Below are 24,587 nucleotides of genomic sequence, written 5' to 3' on the forward strand. Positions count from 1 at the left end.
CAACCCGCTCCTGGGCGTGAAAGCTCTTATTTAGATGCCCAGCTTCAGGCGCAGCCGCTGCCATGCAGACAATGGCGGGTGGGGCCTGAGCGCCGGGCGCATGTGGTCGACGATGCTACGTCCAACTGCGGCGAAACTGAAACGGGAAACCGCCAGATGGCGACCATTTTCTGCAATCTGCCGGGCCAGTTCAGGGTCTGCCCGCAAACGGCGGAGCTTTTCCTGAAGGGTCGGGATGTTGTCATAGAACACCACGTTGTGCATGTCCTGCAGGCCCAGCGCGCGGTTCTCTTCTTCGCCCTGGTCGTATGCCAGCAATACACAGCCACAAGCCATGGCTTCGAAATTCTTGATCATGTATTCGCCCATGCCGACGTCGGCACTGACGAAGAAACGGATACGGTTGAGCGTGTTGCAGTAGTCTTCGCCCGACTTGGTACGGGTGACCAGCAGGTTCTCGACCTGCCCCAATTCGTCCAGCAGCGCCTTGCGGCCGCTGTAGGCCACGCTGTTGACACTGCCGACGAAGGCCAGTTCGATGTCGCGCTCACGCCCTTGATCGGCCAGCAACTGCTCGTCATAGCCCTTGGGCACGAATACCGCATCGAAGCCTTCCTGGCGCAGGCGTTCGCTGACCATGTAACCCGAGCTGATGACCCGCGCCCATGGCAGCTGCCGGTAATGGGCGCTGAACTTGCCGGTGTACTTGCACGGGATGTAGTTCTGGTAGGCGTCGTGCTCGAGGATGACCAGGTTCGGCACGGTGCGGATGAAGGCCACCTGGCGAATCTCCTGCTTGAAGCGCAGGAAGAACACGATGCGGTCATAGCGCTCGACCTGCACTTCACGCTTGAAATAGCGGCGCAGGTTGCGCTGGTCATCGCTGCTCAGCCAGCGCAGGTCGCACTCGCAGTTGGCCGCGACGCCGTCGTACAGGCGGTCGAGAATAGCCCGCTGTTCCTTCTGTACCAGAAATAGGACTTTCATAACGTTCCTTGGGCGCTCTGCGCCATCGCGGTCAACCATGGGGCGTGCTTACAGTTCACGCCGCCAGAACAGTTCGTGCCTGCGCACGGCCTTGCGGAAGAACTCGTTCTCCCCGTAAGGCGAGGGCTGCCGCCCGGCCAGCCAGCGTTGCAGCAGGCGGCGCAAGCGGCGCTTGAAGGGGGCCGGCGGCTGCAAGTCGTGCATCATGCCCAGGGCCATGGCCTTGTCGCGCTGCGTGGCCAGATCCAGCACCAGGCTGCAGGGTGCCCAAGCCTGCGCTGCGCTCAACTGCGGCGGCAAGGCCACGCCGTCGCCACTGTCGCCCATCGGCCAACGGTCGTTGTCGTGCAGGTGATTGGCGTAGCACAACAAGGTTTGCGGCTGCCAGGCCACGCCTTGCAGGGCCTCCAGCACGGCTGCCTGCGCGCAGATGTGGTCGGGGTGCGGGTCGAGCTGCGGGTGCGGCATCACCAATACTTCAGGCTTGGCCATTTCCAGCAAGGCCCGCAGGTCGGCCAGCAGGTTGTGCCAGGTTGGCGCGCCATCGCGGTCGGCCGGCAGCGGGAACGGGTTGAACTGGCGGAACACACGGATATCGGCCAGATCGGCTTCACGGGAAGCAGCCTGCAGATCGGGCGCGGCCTGCATGGCAGGCAGTTGCAGGCAGAAGTAACCCAGCTGCACACAACGTGACTCCGGCACACCCGCCCAGCGCGGCACGGCGATGCTGTCCCAGGCACGCAAGCGGCCCTTCAGGCGGGCGGCCTCGGCTTGTTCCAGGCCCATCTGCTGGTAGTGTTCGGCTTCGATTTCGCCAGCTGTCAGGGTGACCACCCAGGTTTCGTCGGCCTGGCTGTAGAGGCCATATGCGGCCAGCTCGGCGTCATCGGCGTGCGGCGCGATCACCATCACCCGGCGCCGTTGCAACTCGACAGCGGGGGTTATCCACAGGCGCAGCTGGCCTTGCAGCCGACAATGGCGACCGCGCAGGCGCAAGGTACCCGCTTGCAAGGGCACGGCCAAGCCGGTCAGGTTGAGAAACCGCACGCCATCAACACCACGCTCGAACGTTTGCCGGTCAGCCTGCTCAGCAGCGCCCAGCTCTACCCGAGGGTCGAGAAACCGCCCCAGCCAGGTGCTTTTTACCTGCAGCTCAAGCATGAGGGTTTCGTCACCCTGCAGCACGCAATCGGCCTGGAGCTGGCCATCGCGCAGGCTGGCAGGCACTTCCCGCGCCTGTTCACCGAAGTCGTAGGCGTAGTCCTCGCCCGGGGCATAGAACAGATGGTCGGCAAACCAGGCTTCGTGAGCCGCCCAGACCAGCGGCAGCAGCAGCAATGGCAGCCACCACCAGCTGAAAACACCCAAGGCGAGCAACGCAACCAGGCCCACCAGCAAGCCCAGGCGCTTGTTGCGCCGGTGGCGCTTGAGCAACTGCTGCTTGCGGCTCACGCCTGGTACACCGGCACAGGGTTGCACCAGCGGTCCTTGTACTCGCGGTCGGCACGGCCGAACGAGAACCGCAGCGGCTTGTTGCGCGCACGGGCGTCTTCCCAGGCGGCCTGGGTATTGAGGAAGCTCAGCACACTGCCCGGGCTGAAAGCCTTGGTTTCAGGGTCTACGCCGCCATTGATGTACTCGACGCTGATCCATTCCGGCGCTTCGACGCGGTACACCAGCTGAATGGCAATCGGCTTGCCATCCAGCAGCAGTACCGAGCCGATCAGCAGCGCTTGCAGGCGCTCCAGCACCTGGGCCATGTGCTCGGCACCAGTGGCCGGGAAGCCCCAGCGGCGCTGGAACAGGTCGCAGTACATGCTGGCGATTTCCTGCGCACTGAAGTCGCTGATCGGGCGTACCACGCCACCTGCTTCTTCCAGCAGGCGCAGTTCGCGGCGCTGGTTGTAGCGGAACTTCTTCGACAGGTCTTCAGGGGCGCGGGCCATGGCCAGCTGTTCCTTCTGCGCCTTGAGGCCGCTGAAGCGGCCCTGGTTCAGATCGGACAGGTAGCGCGCGGCATGGCGCAGCGGTGCAGCAGCATCGGCTGCCGCCGGCAGGATGATTTCGGCATTGCCCAGATCGAACAGGGCTTTCTTGCCGGCACGTTTGAGCACATCCTTGGACAGCGCCAGGTGACGCCCCCAGGTCGGGATGGCGGCCTTCAGCTCACCCGCCTGATGCCAGCCCAGGTATCGCACCGGGATCTGTGCCAGGTCTGCCAGCTGTTCGACCACCAGCGGATGAGTGGCAACACTGCCACCAAAGCGCGCCCATGCCTCGGCATAGGCCTTGGCGTCTATAACTTGCCAACCACGTTCGCGGAAGGCCTGGATTCGATTGAGCATCAAGCCTGCCCCACCAGCGCGCTTACCTGCGGCAACTGCCAGAAGGCCTCACGCACCGCTTGGTCAGAGAAACGTTCACGCAGACGCTGCAGCATGTGCTCGGCACAGGCCTGACGCTGCTCGCCGTCCAGCACAGCCAGATGCTTCAGCCCCTGCGCCAACTGTGCAGCATCGCCCAGCGGGAACAGCACACCCACACCCTCGACCACTTCGCGAGCCCCGCCGCACGCCGTGGCGAGCACCGGCACACCGGCGACCATGGCTTCGAGCAGGACCATGCCGAACGGTTCATGGTCAGAGCTCAGGGCAAACACGTCGAACGCCTGGAAATAGCGCCGTGCATCCGGTATCTGGCCCAGGAAGTCCACCTGCCCGGCAATGCCCAGCTCGGCGGCCTGGGCCTTGAGCTTGGCCTCCAACCGGCCCTTGCCGAGAATCGCCAGACGGGCGCCGGCTGGCAGCACTGGCAACGCCTGAGCAAAACCACGCAACAGGGTCGCCTGGTCCTTGTCCGGGTGCAGGCGCCCGACATTCCCGACGATCCATGCCTGTGCATCCAGGCCCAGGGCCTGGCGTGCTTCGGCGCGCGGCACCAGTGCCGCTTGCAGGGCGTCGATATCAATGCGGTTGTACAGGGTCTGGATGCGGTCGGCCGGCCACTGCGGCAGGCAGCGGCGCATATCGTCACGCACGGCGTCCGACACGCCCAGCAGGCTCAGGCGCTTGCTGAACAGGTTGGCGAACAGCCGGCGGCCTTTGCGCTCGTAGTCGCCAAAGGCATGGTGCACGCCAATCACCGGCAGGCCGGTACCCAGCAGAGCCACATAGATCGGCTTGAAGCGGTGGGCAATGCAGAACGCGAAATTGCGCTCGGCGGCGATCCGCCGCAAGGCACGGATGGCGCCGAGCTTCAGGCCACGCACGGCCTTGGAGCTGAATTCCAGAAACAGCACCTCGTCCGACGCGCAGCCCGCCGCTACCTGCGGGTCGGCAGCGCCGGTGAGGAACACCGTGGTGACCTGGTAGCCACGCCCCTGGAACAGGCTGGCGTACTGACGGGCGCAATCCAGGAAAGGCCCGTCATAGCCATGGCAGAACTGCAGGATACGCGGTTCAGAGCGGCTGGTCATAGGCGGCAGCGCCGTCCTTCACGACCAAGATGTCTTCCATGATCAGGTACTGCAGGTCCGAGCCGAAGAACATGTTCAGGGCATCGGTCGGCGAGCAGATCATCGGTTCGCCACGGCGGTTGAGCGAGGTGTTCAGCGACACGCCGTTGCCGGTCAGGTCTTCCAGCGCCTTCATCATGTCGTAGTAGCGTGGGTTGTACTCACGCTTGAGCACCTGGGCACGCGAAGTACCGTCCTCGTGGACCACTTCCGGCACACGGGTTTTCCACTCTTCAGCCACTTCGAAGGTGAAGGTCATGAACGGCGCCGGGTGGTCGACCTTGATCATCTGCGGGGCGACGGTGTCGAGCATCGACGGGCAGAAAGGTCTCCAGCGTTCGCGGAACTTGATCTGGTGGTTGATGCGGTCAGCCACGCCTTCAACGCTCGGGCAGCCAATGATCGAACGGCCACCAAGGGCACGCGGGCCGAACTCCATGCGGCCCTGGAACCAGGCCACCGGGTTGCCGTCGACCATGATCTGGGCGATTTGCTGAGGCATGTTCTCCAGCTTGCGCCACTTCGGCTGGTTCGGGTGACGGGCGCAGGCCGCGATCACGTCTTCGTTGGAGTACGACGGGCCGAGGTAGACGTGCTCCATCTTCTCGACCGGTACGCCACGGGCGTGGGAAACATAGGCCGCGGCGCCAACGGCAGTACCGGCGTCGCCAGAGGCCGGCTGGACGAACAGCTCTTTCACGTCCGGGCGGGCGATGATCTTCTGGTTCAGCTTCACGTTCAGCGCGCAGCCGCCAGCGAAGGCCAGCTTGCCGGTTTCACGCAGGGTGTCGCCCAGGTAGTGGTCGATCATCTGCAGCGCCAGTTTCTCGAACAGCGCCTGCATGCTGGCCGCGTAATGAATGTACGGCTCGTCGGCGATGTCGCCTTCGCGCTTGGGGCCCAGCCATTCGATCAGCTTCGGCGAGAAGTAGAAGCCCTTGCCCTTCTCTTTATAGCGGCGCAGGCCGATAACGTTGGCATACTCGGTGTTGATCACCAGTTCGCCGTTTTCGAAGCTGGCCAGGCGCGAGAAATCGTACTTGCTGGCGTCGCCATACGGCGCCATGCCCATGACCTTGAATTCACCGTCAAGCATCTCGAAGCCGAGAAACTCGGTGATCGCGCCGTACAGGCCCCCCAGGGAGTCCGGGTCGAAGAACTCCTTGATCTTGTGGATCTTGCCGTTTTCGCCGTAGCCAAAGAAGGTGGTGGCGTATTCGCCTTTACCGTCGATGCCGAGGATGGCGGTTTTTTCCTTGAAGCCCGAGCAGTGGTAGGCACTGGAGGCATGGGCCAGGTGGTGCTCGACCGGCTCGATCTTGACCTTTTTCGGGTCGAAGCCCAGCTGCTCCAGGCACCAGACGATCTTCTTGCGGTAGCGTTTGTAGCGACGGTTGCCCATCAGGATGGCGTCGAGGGCACGATCCGGGGCGTACCAATAGCGCTTGGCATAGTGCCAGCGCGCCTTGCCGAACAGGCTGATCGGGGCGAACGGGATGGCTACCACGTCGACGTCGGACGGCTTGATGCCTGCCTGCTCCAGGCAGAACTTCGCCGACTCGTAGGGCATGCGGTTCTTCGCATGCTTGTCACGCACGAAGCGCTCTTCTTCGGCGGCGGCAATCAGCTTGCCGTCAATGTACAGGGCCGCGGAAGGGTCATGGCTAAGGGCGCCGGACAGGCCAAGGATCGTCAATGCCAAGGGATTAGCCTCTTCATTCGGTAAAAATGCGCCAGCGGCCTCTTGGGCGGGTGGCGGCTAAAGGGCGGGATTATAACGCAAAGATCAGCAGAGGCACTGCATTAACCTGCGGGAGCGGGCTTGCCCGCGAAGCAGGCGCCGCGATGCATGGCACCGGCTTTGCCGGTATTCGCGGGCGAGCCCGCTCCCACAGGAGAGTTGTGGTGCCTGATTACTCGGCGATCAGCCAGTCCATGCGGTAGCTGCCATCGGTCTGCGCCAGCTCCTTGGCCAGCCACGGCAGCAGCTCCTTGAGCTCTTCTTCCAGCCCCCATGGCGGGTTGGCGATGGCCAGGCCAGAGCCATTGAGCCCCTGCGGGCTGTCCTGGTGATGCACATACAGCTCGACCCGCAGCAGTTTCGGCGCACCGGTGCTGGTCAGGTCCTGGTAGTAGCGAGTCAGCGAGCGCTGGTCCTTGATCGGGTACCAGATGGCCGCGACGGTCTGGCGCATGCGGCCAATCGCCTCTTTCATGGCGTTGGTGCAGCGCTTGAGCTCATCTGCCTGCTCGAACGGCGGGTCGATCAGCATGATCGCGCGCTTTTCCTGCACGGGCAGCAAGGCACGCGGCACATGCCAGCCTTCGCCCAGGTGCACGACCACGCGGGGGTCTTTTTTCATGTTTTCTTTGAGCAGCGGCCCGTCTTCGGGGTGCTTCTCGTTGAGCAGGGCACGGTCTTGCTGGCGCATCAGGCGGCGGGCCAGCTCGGGCGAACCGGGGTAGTAGCGCAGCTCGCCGTCGGCGTTCAGGCGCTTGATGACGCGCAGGTAATCGGCAGCCATGGCTGGCAGGTCGTCACGATTCCACAAGCGGGCAACGCCTTCCAGATACTCGCCGGTACGGGTTGCCTGGTCGCCTTGCAGGTCGTACAGACCAAGCCCTGCGTGGGTATCGATATAGGCGAACGGCTGCTCCTTGCGCGACATCAGGGCGATGAGGCGGGTCAGCACGATGTGTTTGAGGACGTCGGCGTGGTTGCCGGCGTGGAAGGCGTGACGATAGTTCATGGCAACTCCTGCGGGGGTGGCAAGTTTACCTTGCCTTGCAGGCGGAGTCAGGCCTGGCTGTCGATCGGTGTTAGCTCCATTCGCGGGCAAGCCCGCTCCCACAGGACTTGCGCAGATCTCTAGTTCTGCGAAGCACCTGTGGGAGCGGGCTTGCCCGCGAAGAAGGCAACACCGAATCAGCGGGTGTTACTTGTCAGCGTGATAAGCCGCATCAGCAGTCTCGAAACGCTTGACCATCGACTGCGACGGGCTGCCCAGCTTGCTCACCAGCACAATGGCAATGCTGGCGAACAGGAAGCCCGGGATGATCTCGTAGAGCCCGAGGGTGTCGAAGTTCTTCCACAGGATCACGGTCAGCGCGCCCACCACGATACCGGCCAGCGCGCCGTTACGGGTCATGCCTTTCCACAGCACCGAAATCAGCACTACCGGGCCGAAGGCCGCACCGAAACCAGCCCAGGCATAGGCCACCAGGCCCAGCACGCGGTTTTCGGGGTTGGCCGCCATGGCGATGGCGATCAGGGCAACGGCCAGTACCATCAGGCGGCCGACCCACACGAGCTCACCCTGCGAAGCGTTCTTGCGCAGGAAGGCTTTGTAGAAGTCTTCGGTCAGGGCACTGGAGCACACCAGCAGCTGGCAGCTCAGGGTGCTCATTACTGCCGCCAGGATGGCCGACAGCAGCACACCGGCGATCCATGGGTTGAACAGGATCTTGGCCAGTTCGATGAACACACGCTCGTGGTTTTCGGTAACCGGACCCGCCAAGCCAGGGTTCGCCGAGAAGTAGGCGATACCGAAGAAGCCCACGGCACAGGTACCGGCCAGGCACAGGATCATCCAGGTCATGGAGATACGGCGGGCGCTGGCGATCGATTTCACCGAATCGGCAGCCATGAAGCGCGCCAGGATGTGCGGCTGGCCGAAATAGCCCAGGCCCCAGCCCATCAGTGAAATGATGCCAATAAAGGTTGCGCCCTTGAGCATGTCGAAGTTGGCCGGGTTCACTGCCTCGATGGCAGCGAAGGTGGTGTCGAAACCGCCGGTCGAGATCAGCACGATCACCGGGGTGAGGATGAGCGCGAAGATCATCAGCGACGCCTGCACGGTATCGGTCCAGCTCACCGCCAGGAAACCACCCACGAAGGTGTAGGCGATGGTAGCCGCAGCGCCGGCCCACAGGGCGGTTTCGTAAGACATGCCAAAGGTGCTTTCGAACAGCCGGGCACCGGCAACGATGCCAGAGGCGCAGTAGATGGTGAAGAACACCAGGATGACGATGGCCGAGATGATCCGCAGCAGGCCGCTGTTGTCTTCGAAGCGGCTGGAGAAGTAGTCCGGCAGGGTCAGTGCATCACCGTTGTGCTCGGTCTGCACGCGCAGGCGGCCGGCGACGAACAGCCAGTTCAGGTAGGCGCCGACGGTAAGGCCGATGGCGATCCAGGCTTCGGAAAGGCCGGAGAAGTAGATCGCGCCCGGCAGGCCCATCAGCAGCCAGCCACTCATGTCGGAAGCGCCAGCGGAAAGCGCGGTCACCACGCTGCCCAGGCTACGACCGCCGAGGATGTAGTCGGAAAGGTTGTTGGTGGCGCGATAGGCGGCGAAGCCGATCAGCACCATTGCCGCGATGTAGATCACGAAGGTGATCGTTAGTGGGTTGCCCATACGTGTGCCCTGGCGTTTGTTTTTATCTCATTAGCAACCGCAGTCATGGCGGTTGCACCCAGGCGGCGAATGCTATGCAACAACACAAAGCGGGTGCAACCCTTTTTCATTTGCAAGTTGCACCTGCCCGTGCATTTTCCGATAAAGCTGCTTTTTTGCTCCTTTTTGGCGTATCAAACCGTTTTTTCAGAATAAAAAGCACAGAAAACGTCCCTTTCCATCGCGTGGAAATGACTGTCAGACGAGTTGCACCTTTTACACAAAAAATTTGGGTTGCACCTGGTTGCACCCGAATTATCCTACAGATACTCTTGACGCCAGCTTAGGCCACAACCGTGGCAATAACGAGGATAAGAAATGGCGACTACCACCCTTGGGGTCAAACTCGACGACCCGACCCGTGAGCGACTCAAAGCAGCTGCGCAGTCCATTGACCGCACGCCGCACTGGTTGATCAAGCAAGCGATCTTCAACTACTTGGAGAAGCTCGAGGGTGGTGCCACCCTGACCGAACTCAACGGTCATGTCAGCAACCTGGCCGACGACGCCGGCGAAGTCCAGGCAGACCACAGCCACCAGTGCTTCCTCGAATTCGCCGAAAGCATCCTGCCGCAGTCGGTGCTGCGCTCGGCAATCACTGCCGCCTACCGCCGCCCCGAGCAGGAAGTGGTGCCAATGCTGCTGGAGCAGGCGCGCCTGAGCGCCCCGCTGGCAGAGGCCACCAACAAGCTGGCCGCCGGCATCGCCGAAAAGCTGCGCAACCAGAAGAGCGCCGGTGGCCGTGCCGGTATTGTTCAGGGCCTGCTGCAGGAATTCTCGCTGTCGTCCCAGGAGGGCGTGGCGCTGATGTGCCTGGCCGAAGCCTTGCTGCGCATCCCCGACAAGGGCACCCGCGACGCACTGATCCGCGACAAGATCAGCACTGGCAACTGGCAGCCGCACCTGGGCAACAGCCCGTCGCTGTTCGTCAACGCCGCCACCTGGGGCCTGCTGCTGACCGGCAAGCTGGTCAGCACCCATAACGAATCCGGCCTCACCTCCTCGCTCACCCGCATCATCGGCAAGAGCGGCGAGCCGATGATCCGCAAGGGCGTCGACATGGCCATGCGCCTGATGGGCGAGCAGTTCGTGACCGGTGAAACCATTGCCGAAGCCCTCGCCAACGCCAGCCGCTTCGAGGCCAAAGGTTTCCGCTATTCCTACGACATGCTCGGCGAAGCGGCACTGACCGAGCACGACGCACAGAAGTACCTGGCGTCCTACGAGCAGGCCATCCACTCGATCGGCAAAGCCTCCCATGGCCGCGGCATCTATGAAGGCCCGGGCATCTCCATCAAGCTGTCGGCGCTGCACCCACGCTACAGCCGCGCCCAGTACGAGCGCGTGATGGAAGAGCTGTACCCGCGTCTGCTGTCGCTGACCCAATTGGCCAAGCAGTACGACATCGGCCTGAACATCGACGCCGAAGAGGCCGACCGCCTGGAGCTGTCGCTCGACCTGCTCGAGCGTCTGTGCTTCGAACCATCGCTGGCTGGCTGGAACGGTATCGGCTTTGTTATCCAGGCCTACCAGAAGCGCTGCCCGTACGTGATCGACTACGTCATCGACTTGGCCAAGCGCAGCCGCCACCGCCTGATGATCCGTCTGGTAAAAGGCGCCTACTGGGACAGCGAGATCAAGCGCGCCCAGGTCGAAGGCCTGGAAGGCTACCCGGTCTACACCCGCAAGGTGTACACCGACGTCTCCTACGTGGCCTGCGCCCGCAAGCTGCTGGCCGTGCCAGAAGCCATCTACCCACAGTTCGCCACCCACAACGCCCACACCCTGTCGGCCATTTACCACATTGCCGGGCAGAACTATTACCCGGGCCAGTACGAGTTCCAGTGCCTGCACGGCATGGGCGAGCCACTGTACGAGCAAGTGGTCGGCAAGGTTGCCGATGGCAAGCTGAACCGCCCGTGCCGTGTGTATGCACCGGTCGGCACCCACGAAACACTGCTGGCCTACCTGGTACGCCGCCTGCTGGAAAACGGCGCCAACACCTCGTTCGTCAACCGCATCGCCGACCACTCGATTTCCATCCAGGAACTGGTTGCCGACCCGGTCGCCAGCATCGAGCGCATGGGCACCCAGGAAGGCAACATCGGCCTGCCGCACCCGCGTATCCCGCTGCCGCGTGAACTGTATGGCAGCGAGCGCGCGAACTCGGCCGGTATCGACATGGCCAACGAACACCGCCTGGCGTCGCTGTCCTGCGCCATGCTGGCCACCGCTCACAACGACTGGAAAGCCGCCCCGCTGCTGGCCTGCGCGGCCAGCCAAGGTGCCGCCGCACCTGTACTAAACCCGGCAGACCACCGCGACGTGGTGGGCCATGTACAGGAAGCTACCGTCGCCGATGTCGACAACGCCATCCAGTGCGCGCTGAATGCTGCACCGATCTGGCAGGCCACCCCGCCCGCCGAGCGCGCCGCCATTCTGGAGCGCACCGCCGACCTGATGGAAGCCGAAATCCAGCCGCTGATGGGCCTGCTCATCCGCGAAGCGGGCAAAACCTTCGCCAACGCCATTGCCGAAGTGCGCGAGGCTGTGGACTTCCTGCGTTACTACGCGGTACAAGCCCGCAACGACTTCAGCAACGACGCCCACCGCCCACTGGGCCCCGTGGTGTGCATCAGCCCTTGGAACTTCCCGCTGGCGATCTTCACTGGCCAGGTGGCCGCTGCCCTGGCCGCCGGTAACCCGGTGCTGGCCAAGCCAGCCGAGCAAACCCCGCTGATCGCCGCCCAGGCCGTGCGCCTGCTGCTGGAAGCCGGCATCCCTGAAGGCGTGCTGCAACTGCTGCCAGGCCGCGGTGAAACCGTCGGTGCCGGCCTGGTGGGTGATGAGCGCGTCAAAGGCGTGATGTTCACCGGCTCTACCGAAGTAGCCCGCCTGCTGCAGCGCAACGTCGCCGGCCGTCTGGACAACCAGGGCCGTCCGATCCCGCTGATCGCCGAAACCGGTGGCCAGAACGCCATGATCGTCGACTCCTCGGCACTGACCGAGCAGGTGGTGATAGACGTGGTGTCCTCGGCCTTCGACAGCGCCGGCCAGCGTTGCTCTGCCCTGCGCGTGCTGTGCCTGCAGGAAGACTCTGCCGACCGCGTGATCGAAATGCTCAAGGGCGCCATGGCCGAAAGCCGCCTGGGCTGCCCGGACCGCCTGGCCGTGGACATTGGCCCGGTGATCGACGCCGAAGCCAAGGCCGGCATCGAGAAGCACATCCAGGGCATGCGCGAGAAAGGCCGCTCGGTCTATCAAGTGGCAATCGCCGATGCCGCCGAGATCAAGCGCGGCACCTTCGTGATGCCAACCCTGATCGAACTGGAAAGCTTCGACGAGCTGAAGCGCGAAATCTTCGGCCCGGTACTGCACGTGGTGCGCTACAACCGTCGCAACCTGGACCAGTTGATCGAGCAGATCAACAACTCCGGCTACGGCCTGACCCTCGGCGTGCACACCCGCATCGACGAGACCATCGCCAAAGTCGTGGAAACCGCCAACGCCGGGAACATGTACGTCAACCGCAACATCGTCGGTGCGGTGGTGGGTGTCCAGCCGTTCGGTGGTGAAGGCCTGTCTGGTACCGGCCCGAAAGCCGGCGGCCCGCTGTACCTGTACCGCCTGCTGTCGACCCGCCCGGCCGATGCCATTGGCCGCCACTTCCAGCACCAGGATGGCGAAGGCAAGCCGGACCGCACCCTGCACGATCAGCTGATCAAGCCGCTGCACGGCCTGAAGGCCTGGGCAGAAAGCAACCAGCTGGCCGACCTGGCCGCACTGTGCAGCCAGTTCGCCAGCCAGTCGCAGAGCGGCATCGCCCGCCTGCTGCCAGGCCCGACCGGCGAGCGCAACAGCTACACCATCCTGCCGCGCGAGCACGTGCTGTGCCTGGCCGACAACGAGGCCGACCTGCTGGCCCAGTTCGCTGCCGTGCTGGCGGTGGGCAGCTCGGCGGTATGGGCTGACGGAGAACCCGGCAAAGCCCTTCGCCAGCGCCTGCCGCGCGAGCTACAGGCCAAGGTGAAGCTGGTTTCGGACTGGAACAAGGATGAAGTGGCGTTTGACGCCGTGATCCACCATGGCGACTCGGACCAGCTGCGTGGCGTTTGCCAGCAGGTGGCCAAGCGGGCCGGGGCGATCGTGGGTGTGCATGGGCTGTCCAGTGGGGATCATCAGATTGCGCTGGAGCGCTTGGTGATCGAGCGGGCGGTGAGTGTGAACACTGCGGCTGCTGGTGGTAACGCCAGCTTGATGACCATTGGCTGATAGCTGTTGGAAAAAAAGGAGAGCTTCGGCTCTCCTTTTTTATGGGCGTGTGGTTTGAGATGTTCAGGGCCTGTGAGATCCAGCGCCGCCCGCGCGGCGCTCGATCTCACAGGCGCTAAAGGACAAAAGGCAAGCGCCTGAATACCCCAATCCCTTTCTAAACCCATATCACCCAAACCTATTAACCTCCCCCCCTCCCCATCCAACTCCCTACACTCGCAGCATCCCGCCTCAGGACCGCCACCATGCCCGAGACCCTGCTCAGCCCCCGTAACCTCGCCTTCGAACTCTACGAAGTCCTCGACGCCGAAGCCCTCACCCAGCGCCCGCGCTTCGCCGAGCACAGCCGAGAAACCTTCGACGCGGCACTGACCACCGCCCGCACCATCGCCGAAAAGTACTTCGCCCCGCACAACCGCAAGTCCGACGAAAACGAGCCGCGCTATGTTGACGGCCGCGCCGAACTGATCCCCGAGGTGAAACCTGCCGTCGATGCGTTCCTTGAAGCCGGTTTTCTCAACGCCAACCGCGACTTCGAAGCTGGCGGCATGCAACTGCCCAGCCTGGTCTCGCAGGCCTGCTTTGCCCACTTCCAGGCCGCCAACGCCAGCACCACGGCCTACCCGTTCCTGACCATGGGCGCAGCCAACCTCATTGAGAGCTTCGGCACCGACGAACAGAAGCGCCTGTTCCTGCAACCCATGATCGAAGGTCGCTACTTCGGCACAATGGCGCTCACCGAACCCCACGCAGGCTCATCGCTGGCCGACATCCGCACCCGGGCAGAACCGGAGGGCGACGGCAGCTACAGGCTCAAGGGCAACAAGATCTTCATCTCCGCCGGCGACCACGAGCTGTCGGAAAACATCGTGCACATGGTGCTGGCCAAGCTCCCGGACGCCCCGCCCGGAGTTAAGGGCATTTCGCTGTTCATCGTGCCCAAGTACCACGTCAATCCGGACGGCAGCCGTGGCCCACGCAACGATGTGCTGCTGGCCGGGCTGTTCCACAAGATGGGCTGGCGTGGCACCACCTCCACCGCGCTGAACTTCGGCGACAACGGCCAGTGCATCGGCTACTTGGTCGGCCAGCCTCATCAGGGCCTGGCCTGCATGTTCCAGATGATGAACGAGGCACGCATCGGTGTTGGCATGGGCGCAGTAATGCTCGGTTACGCCGGTTACCTGTACTCGCAGGAATACGCCCGCCAGCGCCCGCAGGGTCGGCTGCCGGATAACAAAGACCCACACAGCCCGGCCGTGCCGATCATCGAGCACAGCGATGTGAAGCGCATGCTGCTCGCCCAGAAGGCCTACGTAGAAGGCGCCTTCGACCTGGGCCTGTACGCCGCTCGCCTGTTCGACGACACCCAGACCGCCAGCGAAGAAAGCACTCGCAAGCAGGCTCAGGCATTGCTCGACCTGCTGACCCCTATCGTCAAATCCTGGCCCTCGGCCTTCTGCCTCAAGGCAAACGAACTGGCCATCCAGATTCTCGGCGGCCACGGCTATACCCGCGAATACCCGGTAGAACAGTACTACCGCGACAACCGCCTGAACCCGATTCACGAAGGCACCGAAGGCATCCAGTCGCTCGACCTGCTCGGCCGCAAGCTGGCACAGAACAACGGCGCCGGCCTCAAGCAACTGATCCGCCTGATCGCCAGCACAGGCGAACGTGCCAGCCATCACCCGAACCTCGACCCGCTGCGCCAGCCGCTGGAGCAATTGGTCAACCGGCTGCAAAGCGTGACCCTGGCGCTGCTCGGCGACCTGGCCCAGGGCAAAGTCGCAGGCGCCCTGGCCAACTCGGCCCTGTACCTCAAGGCGTTCGGCCACTGCGTGATCGGCTGGCGTTGGCTGGAACAGGCCATTCACGCCGAGCTTGGCTTATTCAAGGGCAACCCCGCTGACCGCGACTTCTACCTCGGCAAGCTGCAAGCGGCGCGTTATTTCCTGACCTGGGAAGTACCGGGCTGCCATAATGAGCTGGCATTGCTAGAGGCGCGCGACGACACTTGCCTCACCATGCAGGACGAGTGGTTCTAAGGGGGAGCCACCGGGTACACGGAGGCTTGTGCATGTTTGATTCCAGCGCCCTGCTGCGCCAGCGCTTTGCCGCGCTGCGCAGTACGGCCGAATTGTTTTCCCTGCGGCATTTGAAACAGTCGCACCAGGCGCTGTCGGTTCGCCGCAATGTTGCCGAACCTCCCTTCTTCAGCCAGGACGAAGGCGCCATGCTCACCGTGCGGATCAACGGCGTGGAGGCTTACGCGGCCACCGCCGACCTGTCCCAGGCGGGCCTGCAGCACGCGTTGGAGCAGGCCGAGGCCCTGGCCCGGCAGATCGCCCGGCACAGCTTGCTCGATCTGCGCGACCAACCCGTGACCAACGCCCGTCACGACCATGTTTCACCCAACTTCGACCAGCCTGTGCCGTCCCTCGCCGACTGCCTTGGCTTGCTTGCCGCCGAGTCGGCCAGCGTCCCCAAGGACGACCGCCTGGTGGACTGGCAAGCCAGCCTGGGCCTGACCCTGGTCGAGCAAACCTACCTGAACTCGGCCGGCGCCGAACTGCGCCATGCCCAGCGTTTCCTGTTCCCGGGGCTGGGCGTGACCGCTAGCGACGGGCAGGACAGCCAGAGCCGCAGCCTGGGCCGCGACAACTTCGGCCAGCAGGGTGGCTTCGAGATCATCGAGCGCTGCGGGTTGGTGGGCGCCGCCCGGCAGGTCGCCGACGAGGCGCTGCAACTGCTGCTGGCCCCCAACACCCCAAGCGGACCGCGTGACCTGCTGCTGATGCCGGACCAGATGATGCTGCAGATCCACGAGTCCATCGGCCACCCGCTGGAAATGGACCGCATCCTCGGTGACGAGCGTAATTACGCTGGCACCAGCTTCGTCAAAGCCAGCGATTTCGGCCACCTGCAATACGGCTCCAGCCTGCTGAACGTGACGTTCGACCCGACCATCGGCGAAGAGCTGGCCAGCTACAGCTTTGACGACGACGGCACCCCGGCCAGCAAGCAGTTCCTGATCCGCGACGGCCTGCTGTTGCGCCCGCTGGGCGGCGCATTGTCGCAATTCCGCTCTGGTCTGGACGGCGTGGCCAACAGCCGCGCCTGCGGGTGGAACCGTGCACCGATCGACCGCATGGCCAACCTGAACATCGAGCCGGGCGACCAGAGCCTGGCGCAACTGGTGAAGGGCATCGAGCATGGCATCCTGATGCGCACCAACCGTTCCTGGTCCATCGACGACGCGCGCAACAAGTTCCAGTTCGGCTGCGAATGGGGCCAGCTGATCGAAAACGGCGAGCTCAAGGGCATCGTCAAGAACCCCAACTACCGCGGCATCTCCGCACAGTTCTGGCGCAACCTGGCGGCGGTTGGCGACCGCAGCACCTTCCAGGTACTTGGCACGCCCAACTGCGGCAAGGGCGAGCCCAACCAGGTGGTGCGGGTCGGTCATGCCTCGCCGGCCTGCGTATTCCGCCAGATTGACGTATTTGGAGGAGACGCCTGATGAAGCACGCTTTCGAAACCCTGGTCGGGGATGTGCGCGCCGCCCTGCAAGCAGGCGAGCAGTTCACCCTCGGCTACAGCGCCGAACAGTCGCAATTCGTGCGTTTCAACAATGCCAAGGTGCGCCAGGCCGGCACTGTAAGCCAGGCCAGCGCGCAACTGCGGTTGGTCCGTGATGGCCGCCAGGCGGAACAGCAGGTGACCTTGAGTGGCGACGCGCAACTGGACCGCCAGCGCCTTGGCGATGCGCTGGAGCAACTGCGCCAGACCTTGCCACTGTTGGCCGTTGACCCTTATCTGCGGCTAGACGAAAGTGCCTGGCAAAGCCACAGCCTGCAGGTGCAGCCCCTGCCCGAACTGGACGAAGTACTGGCCCTGCTCGACCACGAGGCAGGCGAGCTGGACCTGGTCGGTATCTACGCTGCCGGTCCGATCTGCCGGGGCTTTGCCAGTTCGTTCGGTGCCTTTGGCTGGCACCAGGCCAACAGCTTCAACTTCGACTGGAGCCTGTTCCATGAAAACGGCCAGGCGGTGAAGGCCAACTATGCCGGCCAGGTGTGGAGCGCAGATGACTTCATCGCACGTCTGCGACAGGCGCGGGAACAGCTGGGCTTCCTTGGCCGCCCGGTAGTCACCCTCAAGCCCGGCAGCTATCGCGCCTACTTGGCACCAGCCGCCATGGACGAAATCGCTGGCATGCTGTGCTGGGGCGGCTTTTCCGCACAGGCCCTGGCCACCGGCAATAGCGCATTGCAACGTTTGTACAACGGCGATGCACGGCTGAGCCCGCTGGTGAGCTTTACCGAGCAGGTCAGCGGCTCGCTGAGCCCGGCGTTTTCCGATGAAGGGGCTCCACGCCTGGATGTGCCATTGATCCAGCAAGGTGAGGCTCGGCAGCGATTGATCAGTGCGCGCAGTGCGGCCGAATTCGAGTTGCTGGCCAATGGTGCCGACAGCTACGAGTCGCCGTGCGCACTGAGCCTGGCACCGGGTAACTTGACGAGCGAGCACATTCTTGAGCGCCTGGGCACCGGGCTGTACATCAGCAACCTGTGGTACCTGAACTACTCTGACCTGCCGGCAGCGCGCATGACCGGGCTGACCCGGTTCGCGACTTTCTGGGTGGAAAACGGGCAGATCCAGGGGCCCGTGAGCACCATGCGCTTCGATGACAGCCTGTACAGCTTGCTCGGCAGCCAGTTGGAGGACCTGACCCGCGAGCGCGAGATGATCTTGTCGACCAGCACCTATGGACAGCGCAGTACCGGGTCGAGTCATTTGCCGGGGGCACTGGTCAAAGGCCTGACCCTGACACTGTGATAGGCATTAGCGGCCTCTTCGCGGGCAAGCCCGCTCCCACAGGGTATTCACCACCCTCAGATGTGGTGCAGTACCTGTGGGAGCGGGCTTGCCCGCGAAGGGGCCGGCACTGACAAACGAGGAAGTCATGCCCGATCGAGCACCGCTAGACCCCGTCACCGCCCGCTGGATCCCCTGGGTGGTGGCCATCGCCTTCTTCATGCAGTCCCTGGACGGCACCATCCTCAACACCGCGCTGCCGGCCATGGCCCGCTCGCTGGCCGAAGACCCGCTGCGCATGCAGGGCGTGATCATCGCCTACATGCTCACCGTAGCCCTACTGATCCCTGCTTCGGGCTGGATCGCCGACCGTTTCGGCACCAAGCGCATCTTCTTCAGTGCCATCCTGCTGTTCAGCTTCGGCTCGCTACTGTGCGCCGCAGCCAATAGCCTGGGCTTTCTGATCTTCGCCCGCGTCGTGCAGGGCCTGGGCGGTGCGCTGATGCTGCCGGTCGGGCGGCTGGTGGTGTTGCGCGCCTACCCGCGCAGCGAGCTGGTGCGAATCATGAGTTTCATCACCATCCCCGGCCTCCTCGGCCCGTTGCTGGGCCCGACGGTCGGCGGCTGGCTGGTGGAAATCCTCAGTTGGCACTGGATCTTCCTGCTCAACCTGCCCGTCGGCCTGCTCGGCTGCCTGGCCGTGTGGAAGTTCATCCCGGACCTGCGCGGCGCCGAGCGCACCACGTTCGACGGCCCCGGTTTCCTGCTGTTCGGCGCCGCGATGGTACTGATCACCATCGCCATGGAAGGCCTGGGCGAGCTGCACCTGCCGCACTTGCGGGTGATGTTGCTGCTGTTCGCCGGCATGGCGTGCCTGGCCGCCTACTGGCTGCGTGCCGGGCGCGACCCGGAGCCTTTGTTCTCGCCCAGCCTGTTCCGCGTGCGCACCTTCGCCATCGGCATCCTTGGCAACCTGTTCGCCCGCTTGGGCAGTGGCGCCCTGCCGTTCCTGGTGCCGTTGCTGCTACAGGTCGCACTGGGTTACTCACCGGCCCAAGCCGGCATGAGCATGATCCCGCTGGCGGCAGCGGCCATGCTGGCCAAGTCCGTTGCCCGCCCGCTGATCGAGCGCTTCGGTTACCGCATCATCCTCACCGGCAACACCCTGCTGCTGGGCCTGCTGCTGGCCAGCCTGGGGCTGGTCGACGAGCAGACGCCCTACGCCGTGCTGCTGATTCAGTTGGGCTTGCTGGGGGCGGTCAACTCGATGCAGTTCACCGCGATGAACACCGTGACCCTGATCGACCTGGACGACGCCAGCGCCAGCAGCGGCAACAGCCTGCTGTCGGTGGTCGCGCAGCTGGCCCTGAGCCTGGGCGTAGCCTGTGCTGGCGCACTACTCGGTGGCTTCACCGCTGCCGGCAGCGCTGAAGGCGTGGAGTCCACCTTGGGCGCCTTCCAGCTGACCTTCGTCACCATCGGCGTGATGGCCATGCTGGCGGCAGCGATCTTCCTGCAACTGGCGCCCACGGACGGAAGGCGTGCCCGTCGTCCGGAAGAACACATGGAGTCGTAGGGCGAATGGCCATGAGGCTGGTAGACTATGCGGCATTTTTCGCTTCGCACCGCAGGCCAGCCTCGTGACCACCGAATCCACCGCCTTTGCCACTCTGCCGTTGTCCGCCGCCATGCTGGCGAATCTGGACGCCCTCGGCTATGCCTCGATGACGCCGATCCAGGCCCAGAGCCTGCCGGTCATCCTCAAGGGCCAGGACCTGATCGCCCAGGCCAAGACCGGCAGCGGCAAGACCGCCGCCTTCGGCATCGGCCTGCTGAACCCGATCAACCCGCGCTACTTCGGCTGCCAGGCGCTGGTGCTGTGCCCTACCCGCGAGCTTGCCGACCAGGTGGCCAAGGAGCTGCGCCGCCTGGCCCGCGCCGAGGACAACATCAAGATCCTCACCCTGTGCGGCGGCGTTTCGCTGGGCCCGCAAATCGCCTCGCTGGAGCACGGTGCGCACATCATCGTCGGCACCCCGGGGCGTATCCAGCAACACCTGGACAAGGGCACTCTGGTACTCGATGGCCTGAACACGCTGGTACTGGACGAAGCCGACCGCATGCTCGACATGGGCTTCTTCGACGCCATCGCCAGCATCATCGGCAAGACCCCGTCACGCCGCCAGACCCTGCTGTTCTCGGCCACCTACCCGGCCGGCATCAAGCAACTGGCCGCCGACTTCATGCGCAACCCACAGCAGGTGAAAGTCGAAAGCCTGCACACCGACAACCAGATCGAACAGCGCTTCATCGAGATCGACCCGCAGCAGCGCCTGGAGGCCGTCACCCGCGTGCTCGGCCACTACCGCCCGCAGTCCTGCGTGGCGTTCTGCTTCACCAAGCAGCAGTGCGAGGACGTGGTTGCCCACCTGACCGCCAAGGGCATCGTCGCCCAGGCGCTGCACGGCGACCTGGAGCAGCGCGACCGCGACCAGGTGCTGACCATGTTCGCCAACCGCAGCAGCTCGGTGCTGGTGGCTACCGACGTGGCCGCGCGCGGCCTGGATATCGATGGCCTGGACATGGTCATCAACGTGGAGCTGGCGCGTGATGCCGAAATCCACGTACACCGCGTGGGCCGTACCGGCCGTGCAGGTGAGAAAGGTGTTGCAGTCAGCCTGGTGGCACCGGCCGAAGGCCACCGTGCCCAGGCTATCGAGGAGCTGCAGAATAGCCCACTGCGCTGGGACCAGCTGGACAGCCTGAAGAACAAAGGCGGCGAGCCGCTGCTGCCGGTGATGAGCACCCTGTGCATTGCAGCCGGGCGCAAGGACAAGCTGCGCCCAGGCGATATTCTCGGGGCACTGACCGGTGATGCCGGCATCCCGGGCAAGCAGGTGGGCAAGATTGCCATCTTCGACTTCCAGGCGTTCGTTGCCGTGGAGCGGGCGCTGGCCAAGCAGGCCATGCAGCGGCTGAACAGCGGCAAGATCAAGGGCCGCGCCCTGAAAGTCCGTATCGTTTGATATTTTTTGGGGCTGCTTCGCAGTCCATCGCAGCGGCCCCGGCTATTCATGAGGTAACACCGTGCATTCCACCGACGTCATCATCCTCGGCGCCGGCGCCGCCGGCCTGATGTGCGCCCAGCTCAGCGCCCGTCGTGGCCGCCGGGTGCTGCTGCTCGACCACGCCAACAAGCCCGGCAAGAAGATCCTCATGTCCGGCGGCGGGCGCTGCAATTTCACCAACATGTACACCGAGCCGGCCAACTTCCTGTCGCAGAACGCGCACTTCTGCAAGTCGGCCCTGGCCCGCTACACCCAGTGGGACTTCATCGAACTGGTGTGCAAGCACGGCGTGGCGTACCACGAGAAGAAGCTCGGCCAGCTGTTCTGCGACAACAAGGCCAGCGACATCCTCGACATGCTGCTGGCCGAGTGCGACGAGGCTGGCGCCGAAATCCGCATGCACACCAGCATCGAACAGATCGAAAAGACCGAAACCGGCTACCTGCTGCAGACCAGCGGTGGCCAGTTCGCCTGCCAGTCGCTGGTGATCGCCACCGGCGGCCTGTCGATCCCGACCCTGGGTGCCACCGGTTTCGGCTACCAAGTGGCGCGCCAGTTTGGCCACACCCTGCTGCCGACCCGCGCCGGGCTGGTGCCGTTCACCATCACCGAGCCCCAACTCAAGGCACTGTGCACCGAGTTGTCCGGCACCTCGCTGGACTGCACCGCCAGCTGCAATGGCAGCAGCTTCCGCGAGAACCTGCTGTTTACCCACCGCGGCCTGAGCGGCCCGGCGATCTTGCAGATTTCTTCGTTCTGGGAAGCCGGTGACACGGTGGAGATCAACCTGCTGCCGGACCGCGATGCGCTCACCTGGCTGCAACAGATGCAAACCGAGCGCGCCAACGCCGAACTGAAGACCGTGCTGGGCGAGGTGTTCACCCGCAAGCTGGCCAACCTGCTGGCCGAGCAATGGTTCGAGTCCAGGCCGATGAAGCAGTACACCCCGGCAGAGCTGGCACAGATCGCCGAAAAGCTGGCGAACTGGCAAGTGGTACCGGCCGGCACCGAAGGCTACCGCACCGCCGAAGTCACCCTGGGCGGCGTGGATACGCGCGAAGTGTCGTCCAAGACCATGGAATCGCTGAAAAGCCCGGGGCTGTACTTCATTGGCGAAGTGCTCGACGTCACCGGCCACCTGGGCGGGTTCAACTTCCAGTGGGCCTGGGCATCGGCCAACGCCGCAGCGCAGTTCGTGTAGAGTAGAATCCATTCAGCAGCACGGAACGCTTCTTGCTGGCCCGTGCTGCAATGCATTCTTCGCTTACTGCCTAGCAGGCCATCATGTCATCGAGCTCGTTCCGTCAGTCACTGCGTCGCCTGTGGGGCCAAGACAAGTTCAGCTACAGCATCCGGGTCACCATCGCCCTCACCGGCAGCCTGGCCCTGTGCTGGTACCAGAACGAGATGGCCCTGCTGATCCCCCTGTTCCTCGGCATCATCGCCAGTGCCCTGGCCGAAACCGACGACAGCTGGCAAGGCCGTCTCAGCGCCCTTGCCGTTACCCTCGTGTGTTTTGCCATCGCCGCGTTGGCGGTGGAGCTACTGTTCCCCTACCCCTGGGTTTTCGTTGTTGCCTTGGCCTTGGCCGCATTCGGCCTGACCATGCTCGGTGCCTTGGGCGAACGCTACGGTGCCATCGCTTCAGCGACCTTGATCACAGCGGTTTACACCATGATCGGCGTGGACCAGCGCGGAGGCCAGGTGACGGACTTCTGGCACGAGCCTTTGCTGCTGGTGACGGGGGCGGCCTGGTACGGGCTGCTGTCGGTGCTGTGGCAGGCACTGTTCTCCAACCAGCCGGTGCAGCAAAGCCTGGCCAAGCTGTTCTTCGAGCTGGGCAGCTACCTCAAGCTCAAGGCCAGCCTGTTCGAGCCGGTACGCACCCTCGACGTCGAGGCCCGGCGCCTTGAGCTGGCGCAGCAAAACGGCAAGGTGGTGGCGGCGCTCAACGCAGCCAAGGAAATCATCCTGCACCGGGTCGGCAACAGCCAGCCGAACTCCAAGGTCAGCCGCTACCTCAAGCTGTATTTCCTGGCCCAGGACATCCACGAGCGGGTCAGTGCCTCGCACTACCCCTATAACGCCCTGACCGACGCGTTCTTCCACAGTGATGTGATGTTTCGCTGCCAGCGCCTGCTGCGCAAGCAGGGTTCGTCCTGCCAGGAACTGGCGCGCTCGATCCGCCTGCGCCAGCCGTTCGTGTTGGCCAGCGGTTATCCCGAAGCCCTCGAAGACCTCAACGCTTCGCTAGAGCACCTGCGCATCCAGAGCAACCCGGCCTGGCGTGGCCTGTTGCGTTCGCTGCGGGCACTGGCCGCAAACCTGGCAACACTGGACCGCCTGCTAAGCGCCGCCAGCAACCCGGACAGCCTGGCCGACGCCAGCGACAGCAGCCTGCTCGACCGCTCCCCACGCTCGCTTAAAGACGTGTGGACACGCCTGCGCACCCAGCTGACGCCGACCTCGCTGTTGTTCCGTCATGCCCTGCGGCTGCCGCTGGCACTGTCGATCGGCTACGGCATGGTGCACCTGATCCACCCCACCCAAGGCTACTGGATCATCCTGACCACGTTGTTCGTGTGCCAGCCCAACTACGGCGCAACCCGGCGCAAGCTGGTACAGCGAATCGTCGGCACCGCCGTCGGCCTGACAGTGGGCTGGGCGTTGTTCGACCTGTTCCCCAACCCGGTCATCCAGTCGCTGTTCGCCGTGGTCGCCGGGGTGGTGTTCTTCGTCAACCGCACCACCCGCTACACCCTGGCCACGGCGGCGATCACCCTGATGGTACTGTTCTGCTTCAATCAGATCGGCGATGGCTATGGGCTGTTCCTGCCGCGCCTGTTCGATACCCTGGTGGGCAGCCTGATCGCCATCCTGGCGGTGTTCCTGTTCCTGCCTGACTGGCAAGGGCGGCGGCTGAACAAGGCACTGGCCAATACCCTCGCGTGCGCCAGCGTATACCTGCGCCAGATCATGCAGCAGTATGCCCACGGCAAGCGCGACGACCTGGCCTACCGCCTGGCCCGGCGCAATGCCCACAACGCCGACGCGGCGCTGTCCACCACCTTGGCCAACATGCTGATGGAGCCTGGGCATTTCCGTAAGGAAGCGGATGTGGGCTTCCGTTTCCTGGTGCTGTCACACACCCTGCTCAGCTACCTCTCCGGGCTGGGTGCACACCGCGACACGGCGTTGCCGGCGGAGGTCCAGGAGCAGCTGATCGAGGGTGCCGGGCAAAGCCTGGCCAGCAGCCTGGACGAAATAGCCAATGGGCTGGCGGCGCGCTTGCCGGTGGCGATTCACAGTGATGAAGAAGAGGCGCTGGCCAATGCCCTGGAGCAGATGCCGGAAGAACTGGATGAGCACCAGCGGCTGGTGCAGACGCAGTTGGCGTTGATTTGCCGGCAGTTGGCGCCGTTGCGGACCTTGGCGGCGCATTTGATCAAGGAAGGAGCACCCGCCTGACTT

General features: G+C 64.0%; 15 protein-coding genes. 8 read left to right on the plus strand and 7 right to left on the minus strand.

Annotated elements, in window-relative coordinates; genetic code table 11:
• Window positions 1–30: 30 nt before the first annotated feature.
• The 7 genes from ACF8R4_RS22255 to putP all read right to left on the minus strand — a co-directional run bounded on the left by ACF8R4_RS22255 (window position 31) and on the right by putP (window position 8,916).
• On the minus strand, window positions 31–987 hold the full coding sequence (locus tag ACF8R4_RS22255; RefSeq protein ID WP_019097680.1) for a glycosyltransferase: 957 nt from the start codon (window positions 985–987) through the stop codon (window positions 31–33).
• A 48-nt stretch (window positions 988–1,035) separates the two neighbouring features.
• Window positions 1,036–2,439 (minus strand): PIG-L deacetylase family protein, encoded by a 1,404-nt coding sequence (locus ACF8R4_RS22260; protein ID WP_060500311.1) that lies wholly within the window; start codon window positions 2,437–2,439, stop codon window positions 1,036–1,038.
• Window positions 2,436–3,332: an antimicrobial resistance protein Mig-14 gene (locus ACF8R4_RS22265; protein ID WP_016712361.1), complete on the minus strand. Its 897-nt coding sequence runs from the start codon at window positions 3,330–3,332 to the stop codon at window positions 2,436–2,438. The genes ACF8R4_RS22260 and ACF8R4_RS22265 overlap by 4 nt, the downstream gene beginning before the upstream one ends.
• Window positions 3,332–4,462: a glycosyltransferase gene (locus tag ACF8R4_RS22270; RefSeq protein ID WP_060500306.1), complete on the minus strand. Its 1,131-nt coding sequence runs from the start codon at window positions 4,460–4,462 to the stop codon at window positions 3,332–3,334. Before ACF8R4_RS22270 ends, ACF8R4_RS22265 begins: the two co-directional genes overlap by 1 nt.
• The gene (locus ACF8R4_RS22275) at window positions 4,446–6,203 is read right to left on the minus strand and encodes a carbamoyltransferase (protein ID WP_016712363.1); all 1,758 of its coding nucleotides are present in this window, start codon (window positions 6,201–6,203) and stop codon (window positions 4,446–4,448) included. Before ACF8R4_RS22275 ends, ACF8R4_RS22270 begins: the two co-directional genes overlap by 17 nt.
• Window positions 6,204–6,414: 211 nt before the next feature.
• Window positions 6,415–7,251: a 23S rRNA (adenine(2030)-N(6))-methyltransferase RlmJ gene (locus tag ACF8R4_RS22280; RefSeq protein WP_016712364.1), complete on the minus strand. Its 837-nt coding sequence runs from the start codon at window positions 7,249–7,251 to the stop codon at window positions 6,415–6,417.
• A gap of 186 nt (window positions 7,252–7,437) precedes the next feature.
• Window positions 7,438–8,916, minus strand: coding sequence for a sodium/proline symporter PutP (gene putP, locus ACF8R4_RS22285; RefSeq protein WP_060500301.1), 1,479 nt, complete (start codon window positions 8,914–8,916; stop codon window positions 7,438–7,440).
• Between the two features lie 357 nt (window positions 8,917–9,273).
• Here putP and putA point away from each other — a divergent pair, with 357 nt between their 5' ends.
• The 8 genes from putA to yccS all read left to right on the plus strand — a co-directional run bounded on the left by putA (window position 9,274) and on the right by yccS (window position 24,584).
• Entirely contained in the window at window positions 9,274–13,227 is a 3,954-nt protein-coding gene (gene putA / locus ACF8R4_RS22290) for a trifunctional transcriptional regulator/proline dehydrogenase/L-glutamate gamma-semialdehyde dehydrogenase (protein WP_104833847.1), read from the plus strand.
• Window positions 13,228–13,472: 245 nt separating this feature from the next.
• Window positions 13,473–15,275, plus strand: a complete 1,803-nt coding sequence (locus ACF8R4_RS22295) for an acyl-CoA dehydrogenase (RefSeq protein ID WP_164525143.1) — start codon at window positions 13,473–13,475, stop codon at window positions 15,273–15,275.
• Window positions 15,276–15,307: 32 nt separating this feature from the next.
• Window positions 15,308–16,750: a TldD/PmbA family protein gene (locus tag ACF8R4_RS22300; RefSeq protein ID WP_392493468.1), complete on the plus strand. Its 1,443-nt coding sequence runs from the start codon at window positions 15,308–15,310 to the stop codon at window positions 16,748–16,750.
• Window positions 16,750–18,069, plus strand: a complete 1,320-nt coding sequence (locus ACF8R4_RS22305) for a TldD/PmbA family protein (protein WP_392493470.1) — start codon at window positions 16,750–16,752, stop codon at window positions 18,067–18,069. The genes ACF8R4_RS22300 and ACF8R4_RS22305 overlap by 1 nt, the downstream gene beginning before the upstream one ends.
• A 127-nt stretch (window positions 18,070–18,196) precedes the next feature.
• A complete protein-coding gene (gene mdtD / locus ACF8R4_RS22310) occupies window positions 18,197–19,624 on the plus strand; it encodes a multidrug transporter subunit MdtD (RefSeq protein ID WP_060500985.1) in 1,428 nt (475 codons plus the stop codon).
• Window positions 19,625–19,736: 112 nt separating this feature from the next.
• A complete protein-coding gene (gene dbpA / locus ACF8R4_RS22315) occupies window positions 19,737–21,074 on the plus strand; it encodes an ATP-dependent RNA helicase DbpA (RefSeq protein WP_232333298.1) in 1,338 nt (445 codons plus the stop codon).
• Between the two features lie 61 nt (window positions 21,075–21,135).
• Window positions 21,136–22,317 (plus strand): NAD(P)/FAD-dependent oxidoreductase, encoded by a 1,182-nt coding sequence (locus ACF8R4_RS22320; protein WP_060500990.1) that lies wholly within the window; start codon window positions 21,136–21,138, stop codon window positions 22,315–22,317.
• A gap of 83 nt (window positions 22,318–22,400) precedes the next feature.
• Window positions 22,401–24,584 (plus strand): YccS family putative transporter, encoded by a 2,184-nt coding sequence (gene yccS, locus ACF8R4_RS22325; RefSeq protein WP_060500992.1) that lies wholly within the window; start codon window positions 22,401–22,403, stop codon window positions 24,582–24,584.
• Window positions 24,585–24,587: the final 3 nt, after the last annotated feature.

Origin of the sequence: Pseudomonas sp. FYR_2, from assembly GCF_043106425.1 — a bacterium.
Taxonomy (GTDB): domain Bacteria; phylum Pseudomonadota; class Gammaproteobacteria; order Pseudomonadales; family Pseudomonadaceae; genus Aquipseudomonas; species Aquipseudomonas monteilii.

Coding starts and splice junctions, on each gene's coding strand:
- ACF8R4_RS22265 (WP_016712361.1), bottom strand. CDS start 3,332: ATGCTCAATCGAATCCAGGCCTTCCGCGAACGTGGTTGGCAAGTTATA.
- mdtD (WP_060500985.1), top strand. CDS start 18,197: ATGCCCGATCGAGCACCGCTAGACCCCGTCACCGCCCGCTGGATCCCC.
- ACF8R4_RS22295 (WP_164525143.1), top strand. CDS start 13,473: ATGCCCGAGACCCTGCTCAGCCCCCGTAACCTCGCCTTCGAACTCTAC.
- ACF8R4_RS22300 (WP_392493468.1), top strand. CDS start 15,308: ATGTTTGATTCCAGCGCCCTGCTGCGCCAGCGCTTTGCCGCGCTGCGC.
- putA (WP_104833847.1), top strand. CDS start 9,274: ATGGCGACTACCACCCTTGGGGTCAAACTCGACGACCCGACCCGTGAG.
- putP (WP_060500301.1), bottom strand. CDS start 8,916: ATGGGCAACCCACTAACGATCACCTTCGTGATCTACATCGCGGCAATG.
- ACF8R4_RS22305 (WP_392493470.1), top strand. CDS start 16,750: ATGAAGCACGCTTTCGAAACCCTGGTCGGGGATGTGCGCGCCGCCCTG.
- ACF8R4_RS22280 (WP_016712364.1), bottom strand. CDS start 7,251: ATGAACTATCGTCACGCCTTCCACGCCGGCAACCACGCCGACGTCCTC.
- ACF8R4_RS22255 (WP_019097680.1), bottom strand. CDS start 987: ATGAAAGTCCTATTTCTGGTACAGAAGGAACAGCGGGCTATTCTCGAC.
- ACF8R4_RS22270 (WP_060500306.1), bottom strand. CDS start 4,462: ATGACCAGCCGCTCTGAACCGCGTATCCTGCAGTTCTGCCATGGCTAT.
- yccS (WP_060500992.1), top strand. CDS start 22,401: ATGTCATCGAGCTCGTTCCGTCAGTCACTGCGTCGCCTGTGGGGCCAA.
- dbpA (WP_232333298.1), top strand. CDS start 19,737: ATGCTGGCGAATCTGGACGCCCTCGGCTATGCCTCGATGACGCCGATC.